Origin of the sequence: Polynucleobacter hallstattensis, assembly GCF_018881835.1 — a bacterium.
GTDB classification, from domain to species: domain Bacteria; phylum Pseudomonadota; class Gammaproteobacteria; order Burkholderiales; family Burkholderiaceae; genus Polynucleobacter; species Polynucleobacter hallstattensis.
The window spans coordinates 634,559-647,906 of record NZ_JACVPO010000002.1; the positions used below are offsets into that span (position 1 = coordinate 634,559).

Here is a 13,348-nt window from a genome sequence, read left to right on the forward strand (position 1 = left end):
ACACCAAGCCCTTATCAGCCATGGGTTTGTGGACATTACTTGGCTTTTTCAACTAGCTGAGGCAAAGCCTTTTTCATGTAATAGAACATTGACCAAAGTGTCAAAAAGGATGCAATCCAGATTAACCAAGTGCCCACTTGTGCGCAATTGAGCCAACCAAATATGGTGTCGTTCAACAATAAAAATGGGATCGCTATCAGTTGGGCTGTAGTCTTTAGCTTGCCGACCATATGCACAGCAACACTTTTCCCAGCACCTAAGAGCGCCATCCACTCCCTCAAGGCGGAGATGGTAATTTCACGGCCAATAATGATGAGGGCAACCCAAACCTGAACACGGTCCATGTTGAGGAGAACCAACAATGCAGCAGCAACAATTAATTTATCAGCTACTGGATCTAAGAATTGACCAAATGCCGACTCTTGTTTCATTTTGCGAGCGAGGAACCCATCCAACCAATCAGTCAGCGCAGCAAAAATAAAAATTACTGTAGCCGTGAGATTTTTTTCAAAGGGAGTAAGCCAGCCATTAGGTAAATAGAACACTGCGACGACAAGCGGGATTGCGGCAACGCGCAACCAGGTCAGGGCAATGGGTAAATTAAACGGCATAGCCTAAGCATAAACCAATGCGAGTGAGCTGGGTAATCAATGGAGTTGCTTATAGATTTGCTCGGCCAATGCCGTAGAAATTCCCTCAACACTGGAAAGCTCTTCGATGGTGGCATTAGAGACACCACGCAAACCTCCAAAACGGGCAAGTAATTTTTGACGACGTTTCGCTCCGATACCCTCAATCTCCTCTAGTTGCGAAACTGTTCTGGCTTTTGCTCGTTTGGAACGCATGCCAGTAATCGCAAAGCGGTGTGCCTCATCCCGGATTTGCGCTACCAATAACAAAGCCGCGCTATCAATGCCGAGTTCGAGCGATTTACGTCCATCCGCAAAAATAAGCGTCTCAAGACCTACCTTACGGCCTTCTCCTTTAGCAACACCAACAATCAACCCAAAATCCATACCAAATTCAGAAAGAACTTGTCTTGCCATCTCAACTTGACCCTTGCCACCGTCAATCAAAATGACTTGTGGCATCTTCTCGACAGGGAGTTCTTGGAAATTTGCATAACGGCGCTGTAGGACCTGACGCATTGCAGCGTAGTCATCACCCGGTGTAATGTCGTTAATATTAAAACGACGGTATTCACTAGACTGCATCGCATTTTTGGAATACACCACACAAGAAGCTTGTGTGGCCTCACCAGAAGTGTGGCTAATGTCAAAACACTCAATACGCAACTGCTCGAGACTTTCCAATTCCAAAGCCAAAACATCAGCTAGCGCTCGCGCTCTCGCTAGTTGTCCACCAGTCTCGACCAAACGCTTCGCTATCGCAATCTTGGCATTACCTTCAGCCATAGCCAGCCAATGTCGTCTCTGGCCTTGTGGCTGATGCAGGAAAGTAATGCGCTTACCGGCTTGTGCATTGAGTAAATCATGCAAGCCTTCTGGGGCTGATTGCTCGGAAATATCCTCAGTACTTTCTTCCGGCGCCGCAATATCATCCACCAACTTTCTCAATGGATGATTCAGAATCAATACAGGTGGAATTAAATTGGTAGTCGCCTCACCATCACCTGACTTCTCGTCTAGGTAATGCTGAGCGATAAAGGCTTCTAAAATTTCTGCGGGGGGTGGCAGCTCACCAGAGCTTGAACGTAAGCCCTTAGGGAAATATGCTCGATCACCCAAGTGGCGGCCACCGCGAATCATTGCCAAATTGACGCAAACCACGCCTTCCATTTGAGCTACAGCGATGACGTCAACATCACCCTCACCATCGGCAACAGTATCCATGGACTGCTGTTGCAAGACGCTAGAGAGATCTGTAATTCGATCTCTTAGTACTGCAGCCATTTCAAATTCCATGGAATCGCTATAGGCATGCATCTTTTTTTCAAGCTCAGAAAGCACACGACTGTGGTCGCCCTCTAAAAAACGAGTTGCCTGTGCTACGTCCTGCCCATACTGCTCGACACTCAGACGACCAACACAAGGTGCACTACAGCGATGAATTTGATGCAGTAAACAAGGGCGGCTACGGTTTTTGAATACAGAGTCTTCACAAGTTCTCAGACGAAAGACTTTTTGCAAAATCTGCACGCTATTGCGAACCGCCCATGAATTTGGAAACGGTCCAAAGTAATGATTGCGCTTATCCGTTTTTCCTCGATAGGATGCTAGGCGTGGAAACTGGTGCCCCGTCAACATCACATAGGGATAGGACTTATCATCTCGGAAGAGAATATTGAATGGAGGAGCTAACTCCTTAATCAAATTGTTCTCTAGAATTAAGGCTTCAGTTTCTGAGCGTGTTACTGTAGTTTCGTAGCGGGCAATTTTTCCCACCATCAGCTCTATCCGTGGTGAGAGCTGAGTTCGCTGGAAGTAACTAGATACCCGCTTTTTGAGATTGCGTGCTTTTCCGACATACAGAATATGCCCCGCCTCATCAAAGAAGCGATACACCCCCGGCAATCCGGGTAGCCGTTTAACATCCTGCTGAAGGGTTTCAAAAAGCGAATTACTCATGCGTTGGGATATTTTCTGTCAAATCGTAGACAACTATGGTGATGCCGGTGTTTGCTGGCGCCTAGCAAGAAGCTTAACAAGTCTTCACGGCCAAGACGTGCGCATTTTCTGTGACGATCTGCCAACCCTTAATTTACTCGCTTCTGGGGTTGCCCCAGAAAACAAGCGTCGTATCGATATCCAACCCTGGGAAGCAAGTTATAACAATTGCCGTCATCCAGTTGAGGCACCGGATGTGGTGATTGAGGCATTTGGTTGTGATCTACCAGAGCGTTACCTAGCGGGTTTACTGATTGCCCCCAAAAAACCCATCATCATTAATCTGGAGTATTTAACTGCAGAGCCCTGGATTGTGGACTTTCATCAGAAAGCATCCCCGCAGGCGCATGGTATTCCAAAATACTTTTTCTTTCCTGGATTCCAAACTAATGCAGGTGGTATTTTAATAGATCCAGTGCCTCAGGAATCATCACTAACCGAGCAATTCGTTCCTGAGAGTCTCAGGGCAAGCTGGAAGCTCTTGCGACCTAATGCAAAACGCATCAGCATCTTTTGCTATCCAGGTGTACCGCTCCTGAAATGGTTAGAGGATCTAGTAACATTAGATGAGAACTTCGACATTGTGTTGACTCACGGCCAACTTGAGCAATTGCAGTTCAGCTCTGGCCACCCTACCAAGGCGCTTGTCCTACCCAGCTCGATTCAGCTCATCTCAATTCCTTTTGTGTCTCAGGATGAATACGATTGGACACTCTCTCAATGCGACTTCAATATTGTTCGAGGTGAGGATTCTTTTGTCAGAGCGCAATTAGCGGGCAAACCTTTCATCTGGCATATTTACCCACAAGAAGATCGCGCGCACGAAACCAAGTTGGCTGCATTTTTAGATCTCTATCTTGCAGACGCATCACAAGAGCTTAAACACGCCGTCACTGCAGCAATGACTTGGGCAATGCCTAACAAGTGGCATCACTCCATTGATGACTGGAACACCCATTCCAAGGCCTGGCGAGCAGATTTATTAGAAAAACAAGCCGATGGTGGCCTAGCTGCCCGTCTAATGAGCTTTGTAGGCTGATCTTGGGCTAAAGATGCCTGCGGGCGGTTACAATCTTGTTTTTGATAAAAACCGCAGAAAAACAACTCTGCACCCAGGAATAGCAAGATGAAAACAGCACAAGAACTCCGCGTTGGTAACGTAGTCATGATTGGCACTGATGCCATGGTCGTTTTAAAAGCAGAATACAGCCGCTCAGGCCGCAACTCCTCTGTTGTAAAAATGAAATTCAAGAACTTGTTAACTGGTGCGCCTAACGAAGGCGTATTCAAAGCAGATGACAAGTTCGATGTGGTGATCCTGGATAAGAAAGATTGCACCTACTCTTACTTCGCAGACCCAATGTATGTATTTATGGATACTGAGTACAACCAATATGAAGTAGAAGCCGAATTCATGGGTGATGCATTGCATTACCTAGAAGAAAGTATGCCTTGCGAAGTAGTTTTCTACGAAGGTAAAGCACTCTCTGTAGCAATGCCAAACTCTTTGGTTCGTGAAATCATTTACACAGAGCCAGCAGTTAAAGGTGATACCAGCTCAGGCAAAGTGTTGAAGACTGCAAAATTGGCTACCGGCTATGAATTACAAGTGCCATTATTCTGTAACACCGGCGACAAGATCGAGATCGATACTCGTACTGGTGAATATCGTAGCCGCGCTAACTAATTAGATTGCTCGATCAGTAAAAGCCCGGTACGCCGGGCTTTTTTATTACCTAGGCAATGAGCTTGAACTGTCGGAGTAAGCCTTTAGCATGCTTGTATTGCGCTTCGCTTTGCAATTCATCCCAGGTAGGAGCTGCAGCGGTTGGCATTAAGCGATTTAATCGAGTTGCAGATTCAGCTTGTTTTGTTTTGGAAACTTTTAGCTGACTCAGCAATTGATCTGCGAGATCGGGGCGATTACATATCAACACTGCATCACATCCTGCCTCAAGCGCCATATCTGCACCCTTCACCACAGAGCCAGCAACACTGGCGCCCTCCATAGAAAGGTCATCGCTAAAGATCACACCTTGAAATCCCAATTCTTGACGCAAAATAGAATGTAACCAGACCTTAGAAAATCCTGCCGGGTTTTTATCTACTTGTGGGTAAATCACGTGAGCCGGCATTACCGCAGTCAAACTCAAATCCAACCACTCATAAGGCTTAGCATCATCATTCAGAATGTTCTGTAATGGACGCTCATCTACTGGAATGGCCACATGAGAATCTGCCTCTGCCCAGCCATGACCTGGAAAATGCTTTCCGCAATTCGCCATACCCGCAAGTCTTAAGCCTTCGTTCAAACTCTTAGCCAATGCAAACGTGATTTGTGGATCACGACTAAATGCACGATCGCCGATTACACCGCTGCGACCAAAGTCCAAATCCAGAACAGGAGTAAAACTAAAGTCTATACCGCAAGCCCTTAACTCGGCAGCCAGGATATATCCACAGGCAGTTGTAGCTGCCATAGCGATGGCAGCAGATTGAGCGCTATGGGTCGATTTATTTTCAGCTCCCCAGAGTTCGCCAAGCTTACGCATAGCAGGTAAATGGGTGAAGCCATCTGTTCTGCAGCGCTGTACACGTCCACCTTCATGATCAATCGAGATCAACACATCGGAACGGAGTTTTTTAATTTCCGAAGTCAGCTTTGTGAGTTGCTTGCGATTGGCAAAGTTTCTGCCAAATAAAATCACACCACCAGTGAGTGGGTGCAAGATACGGCGACGATCCTCCCCGTTTAACTCAAGACCAACAATATCTAAAGTAACGGGGCCTGGCTTCATAGTCGACTTAGTCATGTATTCCTCGAAATTTTTTAGTTTTATATACTTTTGAGAGTTGTTTTATTTTTGAACTACGATGACATGGGCAATGGCCATATCCTGCTCATCACTAACGGTGACCTGAGCTTCCCAGTTTTTTTCCTGCATAAATTGCGCAAGTGCTCCTAGGTACGAGATTACTGGTTTGCCGCTAGGCTCGTTCAATGTTTGGAGTGAACGCCAAGTCATTGGCATTCTCATACCCAAGCCAATGGCTTTGGAGAATGCTTCTTTTGCAGCAAAGCGCGTTGCCAAGAAAGCAATGCCCCGTTTGTGGTTTCTGGCTAAGCGATGTTTAAAAACCAACATCTCATCTGGCCCCAGGATCTTTTCTGCAAGGCGACCATTCGTACGATCGTAAGCAGCTTGTAGCCGCTTGATCTGCAAAATGTCTGTACCTATGCCAATGATCATTTGATATTAAATCTTTTAAGCTTTAGCCCTGCCCTGAACCATCAAAGCCTTCATATCCACGATTGCTTTTTGCCAACCCTTAAAGAGCGCTTCAGCAACAATGGCGTGCCCGATATTCAGCTCAGATAGCTCGGCAATGGCGGCAACTGGCATCACGTTGCCCTCATGTAAACCATGGCCTGCATTGACTCGTAAGCCAATGCTTTTTCCAAACTGGGCTGCCGTCCTGATGCGCTCGAGCTCTTGCTTCTGTTGATCACCAGCCAGATCTGCATAACGACCAGTATGTAATTCAACTACTGTGGCACCTACATCTTTAGCAGCTTGAATTTGCCGTTCTTCGGGATCAATGAAAAGTGAAACTCGTATGCCAGCAGCTTTTAATTGTGTAGTGGCTGCCTTTACTGCATCAAAGTGACCCACGACATCTAAGCCGCCTTCAGTAGTGACCTCTTCACGCTTTTCAGGAACAAGGCAAACATCCTGCGGCTGAACCTGACAGGCGATATCAATCATCTCAGGAGTAACAGCGCACTCAAGGTTCATACGCGTCTGAATCAAAGGGCGAAGCGCTATTAAATCTGCATCTTTAATATGGCGGCGATCTTCACGTAAATGCAAGGTAATTAAATCAGCGCCAGCCTCTTCGGCCAAGCGGGCAGCTTTTAGTGGGTCGGGGTAGACCGTACCACGTGCATTGCGTAGAGTAGCGACGTGATCGACATTAATGCCAAGTTCAAGGATATTGGAATTGCTCATATTTATAGATTACTAGATTTTCTTGAGATCAATCAAAATCTGGCGGGTAGTGAGTACTTGATCTTGAAGATGAAGCCCCAATAAGAAACGCATCAGCTGTTTACTCTCAGAAAGCGTTTCTTGATCAGAAAAGTCTCCCACTGCGATGGCAAGGAGGGATTTGCCACTCAAGACTGGCCAATGGCCTGGATCATCCACTTGTACAGGCCTGACACCACGCTCCGGCTGATAGACGTACTGTTCTTGTGAGACTGGAGCGCTGTGGGTTTCAACGCAGTAATCCAATGCTGCTGCATATCCGGTCTCTTGCAAGAGTGTTAACTCAAAGGGACGCAAAATTTCCTCTAAGCCCTTAGATTGAAACTCAAGATTAGATAAGGCAGAGATCGTATCAGTGTAATGGTCGTAGAGTATTTCATAGTCGTCTTCACGAGCCAGAAACTTGACTAACAACTCATTGAGATAGAAGCCGCAGAGTAATGCATCACCCACCAAAGAGGGTGTTCCACCAACCCACTCTGACTTCGTTAAAGTACGCAACTCAGACTGGCCACTCCAAGAAACCAATAGGGGTTGAAAACGCTGCAAGACTGGACGCAATACCGAATGTGGACGCTTAGCGCCTTTAGCGATCAGTGCCATGCGACCATACTGCCGAGTAAACACATCTAGAATTAAGCTAGTTTCCTTATAAGGAATGCTGTGCAATACAAAAGCGGGTTCGTCAGCAACACGAATGGAGGCCATGAATAATTACTCTAGTCCCTGCGCCCGTAATTCAGCACGATCATCTGCCCAACCACGCTTGACCTTAACCCAAGTTTCCAAAAAGACCTTGCCGTCAAAGAGTTTTTCCATATCAATACGGGCGTCGGTAGATATCTTCTTTAATCGCTCACCCTTGGCGCCAATAATCATCGCCTTGTGGCTATCGCGATCAACCAAAATCGTTGCCGCAATCCGGCGCATCTTGCCATCCATCTTGAACTGATCAATGACTACTGTGCTGGTGTAAGGCAACTCTTCACCAGTGAAGCGGAAAACTTTCTCACGCAGGATCTCAGCAGCCAAGAAGCGCTCACTGCGATCAGTGATGGTGTCGCCATCGTAGACTGCCGGCGCTTCAGGTAAATAACCTTCAAGTACATCCAATAATCTTTCAATATCGCCAGGACTTTTAGCGCTCATGGGTACGATTTCAGAGAACTCACACTTCTGGTCTTCATGACCACCTAATTCACACCAAGGCTGGCTCATTTCTTTCATGAAATTTAGTAAGGCCTGATCACGCTCAGAGGGAGTCTGAAAGCGGCTATTAAATAGGTCCAATTTGTTTAACACCAAGACAACCGGTAAGTCATCTGGCAGTAACTTCAAAACCTTTTTATCATCCTCGCCAAAGTAACCAGCCTCAACTACAAAGCAAGCCACATTCACATCTTGCAAAGCCGTCGTTACCGTACGATTTAGCGCCTTATTGAGGGTATTCATCAGACGAGTCTGAAAGCCCGGTGTATCGATAAAAATGAATTGCGCTTCTTCACGATTCTGAATACCTAAAATACGATGACGCGTAGTTTGCGCCTTACGCGAGGTAATGCTGATCTTCTGCCCAACCAACGCATTCAAGAGGGTCGATTTGCCCATATTGGGACGGCCAACAATGGCGATGGTGCCGCATCTAAACACGATTAGCCCTTCAGCTTAAGATTTAACTGTTCCTCAGTTACCACTTTTTTTGCTGCCTTCTTTTTGGCAGACCGAGTCTTTTTGGGCTTACCCAAGGCCTGCGGCAAAACCTTCAGTGCTGAGATGAGTGCTAGCTTTGCTGCCGCTTGCTCTGCCGCGCGTCGAGAAGCGCCTTCACCCTTCACGGCGACCTTAATGTTTGGTATTAAACACTCCACTTCAAACTGCTGATTGTGGGCTGCGCCACTAGTACCAGTGACGTTATAGGTAGGCAATGGCAATTGATAGCTTTGCAAACACTCCTGCAATAAAGTCTTATCGTCTTTACCCAATGTCTTAGGGTCAACGTTGGCTAGAATGATTGAGTAGAGTTTACGCAAACAAGTCTTGGCAGCATCAAACCCACCATCTAGAAATATGGCACCAGTCACCGCCTCAAGCGTGTCAGCCAGAATAGATGGGCGACGGAAACCGCCGCTCTTTAATTCTCCTTCACCTAAGCGCAGGTAGTCTGATAGAGATAGTGTTTGAGCAATCTCATAGAGCGCTTGTTGCTTGACCAAGTTAGCCCGTACACGAGAAAGATCACCTTCATCTAAATCTGAATAGCGCTCGTAAAGCATTTCGGCAACAACGCAATTGAGAATCGAGTCGCCAAGGAACTCAAGACGCTCATTATTTTTCTTGCTGTGGCTACGGTGTGTTAAAGCTTGATTAAGCAGCTCTAATTTTTTAAACGTGTAACCTAGTTGCGCTTGCAGCGGTGCAGTTTCAATGGCGGCGCGGGCGTTCATGATCTTATTCGAAGCCGCCAATACGACCCAGATTTCCGAGATTCAACCAAACAAAGAATGCTCTACCAACAATATTCTTATCTGGTACAAATCCCCAGTAACGAGAATCAGCACTGTTATCGCGGTTATCACCCATTGCAAAGTAATGTCCCGCAGGTACTTTGCAAGTGAGACCAGCATTGATATATTGGCAGTTTTCAAAGCCAGGAAAACGCTCTGCAGGGAACATACCGGCAGGGCGATCAGGATCATTCAAAATCTCATGCTTATTACCGCCTAAGTCTGCAGGGAAAGATTCTGCAAACCGCTTGGCGTAACGCATGTTTTCGGGATCTAGGTAATTCTCACCACCGCTGTATTGCAATGGCTGACCATTTACTGTTATGCGCTTGTCTTGATAAGTAATGGTGTCGCCTGGCAAAGCCACGACACGCTTGATGTAGTCAATAGATTCATCTCGGGGATAGCGAAATACGACGACATCTCCACGTTTCGGGGAGCCTAGCTCGACGACCTTCTGATTAATCACTGGCAGACGAATGCCGTAGGTAAATTTATTCACCAGAATAAAGTCGCCAATCTGCAGAGTCGGAATCATGGAGCCCGAAGGGATTTTGAAGGGTTCCACAATGAAAGAGCGCAATACAAATACTGCACAAATTACCGGAAAGAACCCAGCCGTGTATTCCAACCACAGTGGCATGCGATCGATGCCGGCCTCACGTCTTTGCGGAGCAAAGTAATAACGATCAGCAATCCAAGCAATGCCAGAGACCACTACCAAGATAAAGAGGATGAGGGCAAAGTTCATTAGTCGTCTACCTGCAAAATAGCTAAGAAGGCTTCTTGTGGAATCTCCACATTACCAACCTGCTTCATACGTTTCTTACCTTCTTTTTGCTTCTCTAATAATTTACGCTTACGAGAGATATCACCGCCATAGCATTTAGCCAATACGTTCTTACGAAGCGCCTTGACGTTTTCACGGGCAACGATGTTGCTACCAATTGCTGCCTGAATAGCTACATCAAACATTTGACGCGGAATAATGCCGCGCATCTTGGCAACCACTTCACGACCACGGTGCTGACTGTTGCTGCGGTGAACGATCACCGATAGAGCATCCACTCGCTCGCTATTAATGAGGATGTCAACCTTAACTACATCTGCGGGACGATATTCCTTGAACTCGTAATCCATGGATGCATAGCCACGAGAGATGGATTTCATTTTGTCGAAGAAATCCAAAACAATCTCCGCCATCGGTAACTCATAAGTGAGTTTCACTTGACGACCAAGATAATTCATATCCATCTGAATACCACGCTTACCAACGCACAGAGTAATAATCGCGCCCACATACTCTTGCGGCATATACAGGTTGACTGTCACGATCGGCTCAAGAATCGTATTAATCTTGCTAGCCTCGGGCATCTTTGATGGATTATCGACCGACAAGATGCTTCCATCTGATTGCTCTACTTGATACACCACCGTTGGCGCGGTTGTGATGAGGTTCATGCCGTACTGACGCTCTAAGCGCTCTTGCACGATCTCCATGTGGAGCAAACCCAAGAAGCCGCAACGGAATCCAAAACCAAGCGCTTGTGAAACCTCAGGCTCATACAAGAGTGAGGCGTCATTTAACTGCAACTTCTCTAAGGACTCGCGCAGTTGATCATATTCACTCGACTCAACTGGGTAAAGCCCAGCAAAAACCTGAGGCTTAACCTCTTTAAAACCGGGAAGTGGTGCCGTTGCAGGAATGCGGCCTTGCTGCCCTGGGGTATGCGTAACCGTATCACCAACCTTGGCAGCTTTTAACTCTTTAATGCCAGCAATCACAAAGCCCACCTGACCAGCAGACAGCTCTGGGCGATCCACAGACTTTGGACTAAAGACACCAACATGCTCTATTAGATGACTCGAGCCATTGGACATCAAGGTAATTTTTTCTTTTGGCTTTAGGGTGCCGTTAACGACACGCACCAACATCACCACACCGACATAGTTATCAAACCACGAATCGATAATCAATGCTTGCAATGGATCTGTCGCACTACCTTTTGGCGGGGGCACGCGAGCAATCATTTCCTCAATGACATCCTGCACGCCTAATCCCGTTTTAGCTGAACAGGTCACTGCTTCAGATGCATCAATACCAATAACATCTTCAATTTCTTGTTTAGCGCGCTCAGGATCAGCCTGTGGCAAATCAATCTTGTTGAGGACAGGTACTACTTCAACACCCAGCTCTAGAGCCATGTAGCAGTTAGCAACTGTTTGCGCTTCAACACCTTGACTGGCATCAACCACTAGCAATGCACCTTCGCATGCTGATAAGGAGCGACTAACCTCATAGGAGAAGTCGACGTGACCAGGTGTATCAATCAAATTGATGTTGTAGGTTTTGCCATCTTTGGATTTATAAGTTAGCGCTGCTGTTTGCGCCTTAATCGTGATACCACGCTCACGCTCAATATCCATCGAGTCCAGAACCTGCGCTTCCATTTCACGATCGGTAAGACCGCCACAGAGCTGAATAATGCGATCAGCAAGCGTTGATTTGCCGTGATCAATATGGGCGATGATAGAAAAATTGCGGATTAAATCCATAGCGTCTTGTGTAGTCTTCAAAAAACGCCTTGTCAGAACGCACCACGATGATGCGCTGCAAAAAGTCGTCTTAAAGTAATTGTAATGGGTGGCGCCAAATTAGCGCCAAACCCCCTTTTTCACCTTAAAAACAAGGTTTTGGCTTATTTTGGCTTTACCGGAATAATCAAGGTGCTATCAGCCCGACGAACAAAAACCGGAACCGACTTATTGGGATCCAAACCCTTCACAAGACCCTCAAACTGCTTCACCCCAGTGATATCGGCATCTGCAATTCGGATAATGACATCCCCGGGACGCACTCCTGAGCGCACTAAAGGGCCTTCCCCTAGGCCGGTAACCTCAACACCTCCGCGGATATTGAGCTCCTTTTTCTTGCTATCTGATGGCTCAGAAACTACTACCCCGAGAGAATTGGCATTTCCAGCCGATGAACCTGAGTTATCTGACTTTTTCACGGCAGCTTGACCTGCTTCGGTATCCACTACTGAGACCATCAAGTCCTTAGTTGAGCCTTTACGCCAAACCTGTACATTAGCACTGGTTCCTGGCTTGGTTTCCCCAACAGCTCTTGGCAGGTCAGTAGATTTGCCAATATCACGGCCATTAAAGCTCAGAATCACGTCTCCAGACTCAATGCCGCCCGCTGCCGCTGGACCACCTGGCTCGACATTGCGAACATAGGCTCCACGCGGTTTACCTAGACCTAGACTTTCTGCAATCTCTTTGGTCATCTCACCCAAAGCAACACCAATACGGCCACGAGTCATTTTTCCATTGGTACGTAGTTGCTCTGCAACACGCATCGCCTCATCTATCGGAATGGCAAAAGAAATACCCATATATCCGCCAGAGCGACTAAAGATTTGCGAATTAATACCAATCACTTGTCCAGCAGTATTCAATAAAGGGCCGCCAGAGTTACCGGGATTCACTGCTACGTCCGTCTGAATGAATGGCAAGTAGTCACCAGTATCACGACTCTTAGCAGACACGATGCCAGCAGTAACAGTATTTTCTAGGCCAAATGGGGAGCCAATTGCTAATACCCATTCACCCACCCGCACTCGAGAAGAGTCGCCTAGTGGCAATTTAGGCAAATCGCGCGCATCGATTTTGACAACCGCCATATCGGTTCGTTTATCCATACCCAATAACTTGGCTTTGTACTCACGCTTATCCGTCAAGGTGACGTAGATAGTATTCGCGCCCTCGACAACGTGGGCGTTAGTCAAAATTAAGCCATTGGATTCAATAATGAAGCCAGAACCTACGCCGCGATCCGCCTCTTGAGGTTTGCCAGAATTTGGTTGTGCTTGCTTAGGTCCGCCAGGTAATCCTGGAATAGGCACACCAAAGAAACGACGGAAGAACTCAGCCTGATCCTCAGGCATCCCTGGAATACCGCCTTGAGCTTGCTGCTGCATTACTTTTTCAGTAGTTCGGATATTCACCACAGCAGGACTAGCTCGCTCGACTAAGTCGGCAAAGTCAGGAATAGAAACACGCGGGCTTTGGGCGTGGGCCTGGGGGATGAGCGCAATTTGCCCCAAGCTAAAGATAGCTAAGAGCGCAATTAAATACTTTTTCATAGTGCTATAGACCTGCTTGG

The 13,348-nt window shown here is 46.9% G+C and carries 13 protein-coding genes; 2 read left to right on the forward strand and 11 right to left on the reverse strand.

The features are described 5' to 3' along the window. Positions 1-35: 35 nt before the first annotated feature. Positions 36-611, reverse strand: a complete 576-nt coding sequence (gene pgsA / locus ICN26_RS09680) for a CDP-diacylglycerol--glycerol-3-phosphate 3-phosphatidyltransferase (RefSeq protein ID WP_216268191.1) — start codon at positions 609-611, stop codon at positions 36-38. A 36-nt stretch (positions 612-647) separates the two neighbouring features. Continuing rightward, positions 648-2,588 carry an excinuclease ABC subunit UvrC gene (gene uvrC, locus ICN26_RS09685; RefSeq protein ID WP_216268192.1) on the reverse strand — a complete coding sequence of 647 codons (1,941 nt, stop codon included), beginning with the start codon at positions 2,586-2,588 and terminating at the stop codon, positions 648-650. Here uvrC and earP point away from each other — a divergent pair. Together earP and efp are read left to right on the forward strand one after the other, a co-directional pair. Then, positions 2,587-3,666, forward strand: a complete 1,080-nt coding sequence (gene earP / locus ICN26_RS09690; RefSeq protein WP_216268193.1) for an elongation factor P maturation arginine rhamnosyltransferase EarP — start codon at positions 2,587-2,589, stop codon at positions 3,664-3,666. The genes uvrC and earP overlap by 2 nt on opposite strands. A gap of 87 nt (positions 3,667-3,753) precedes the next feature. Continuing rightward, the gene (efp, locus tag ICN26_RS09695) at positions 3,754-4,314 is read left to right on the forward strand and encodes an elongation factor P (protein ID WP_046330550.1); all 561 of its coding nucleotides are present in this window, start codon (positions 3,754-3,756) and stop codon (positions 4,312-4,314) included. Between the two features lie 49 nt (positions 4,315-4,363). Here efp and nagZ read toward each other — a convergent pair whose 3' ends face one another. From nagZ to ICN26_RS09740, 9 genes are all read right to left on the reverse strand, one after another. Then, positions 4,364-5,440, reverse strand: a complete 1,077-nt coding sequence (gene nagZ / locus ICN26_RS09700; RefSeq protein WP_216268194.1) for a beta-N-acetylhexosaminidase — start codon at positions 5,438-5,440, stop codon at positions 4,364-4,366. Between the two features lie 45 nt (positions 5,441-5,485). Further along, on the reverse strand, positions 5,486-5,878 hold the full coding sequence (acpS, locus tag ICN26_RS09705) for a holo-ACP synthase (RefSeq protein ID WP_216268195.1): 393 nt from the start codon (positions 5,876-5,878) through the stop codon (positions 5,486-5,488). 15 nt (positions 5,879-5,893) lie between these two features. Beyond that, complete coding sequence (gene pdxJ, locus ICN26_RS09710) at positions 5,894-6,637, reverse strand: pyridoxine 5'-phosphate synthase (protein ID WP_216268196.1); 744 nt, start codon at positions 6,635-6,637, stop codon at positions 5,894-5,896. Positions 6,638-6,649: 12 nt separating this feature from the next. After that, complete coding sequence (gene recO / locus ICN26_RS09715) at positions 6,650-7,384, reverse strand: DNA repair protein RecO (protein ID WP_216268197.1); 735 nt, start codon at positions 7,382-7,384, stop codon at positions 6,650-6,652. 6 nt (positions 7,385-7,390) lie between these two features. Continuing rightward, positions 7,391-8,284: a GTPase Era gene (gene era / locus ICN26_RS09720; RefSeq protein ID WP_216860424.1), complete on the reverse strand. Its 894-nt coding sequence runs from the start codon at positions 8,282-8,284 to the stop codon at positions 7,391-7,393. A gap of 44 nt (positions 8,285-8,328) precedes the next feature. Continuing rightward, positions 8,329-9,120 carry a ribonuclease III gene (gene rnc, locus ICN26_RS09725; protein WP_216268199.1) on the reverse strand — a complete coding sequence of 264 codons (792 nt, stop codon included), beginning with the start codon at positions 9,118-9,120 and terminating at the stop codon, positions 8,329-8,331. Positions 9,121-9,124: 4 nt separating this feature from the next. Next, positions 9,125-9,931, reverse strand: coding sequence for a signal peptidase I (lepB, locus tag ICN26_RS09730; RefSeq protein WP_216268200.1), 807 nt, complete (start codon positions 9,929-9,931; stop codon positions 9,125-9,127). Further along, positions 9,931-11,736 (reverse strand): translation elongation factor 4, encoded by a 1,806-nt coding sequence (gene lepA, locus ICN26_RS09735; RefSeq protein WP_216268463.1) that lies wholly within the window; start codon positions 11,734-11,736, stop codon positions 9,931-9,933. The genes lepB and lepA overlap by 1 nt, the downstream gene beginning before the upstream one ends. 143 nt (positions 11,737-11,879) lie before the next feature. Further along, positions 11,880-13,328, reverse strand: a complete 1,449-nt coding sequence (locus ICN26_RS09740; protein ID WP_216268201.1) for a DegQ family serine endoprotease — start codon at positions 13,326-13,328, stop codon at positions 11,880-11,882. Positions 13,329-13,348: the final 20 nt, after the last annotated feature.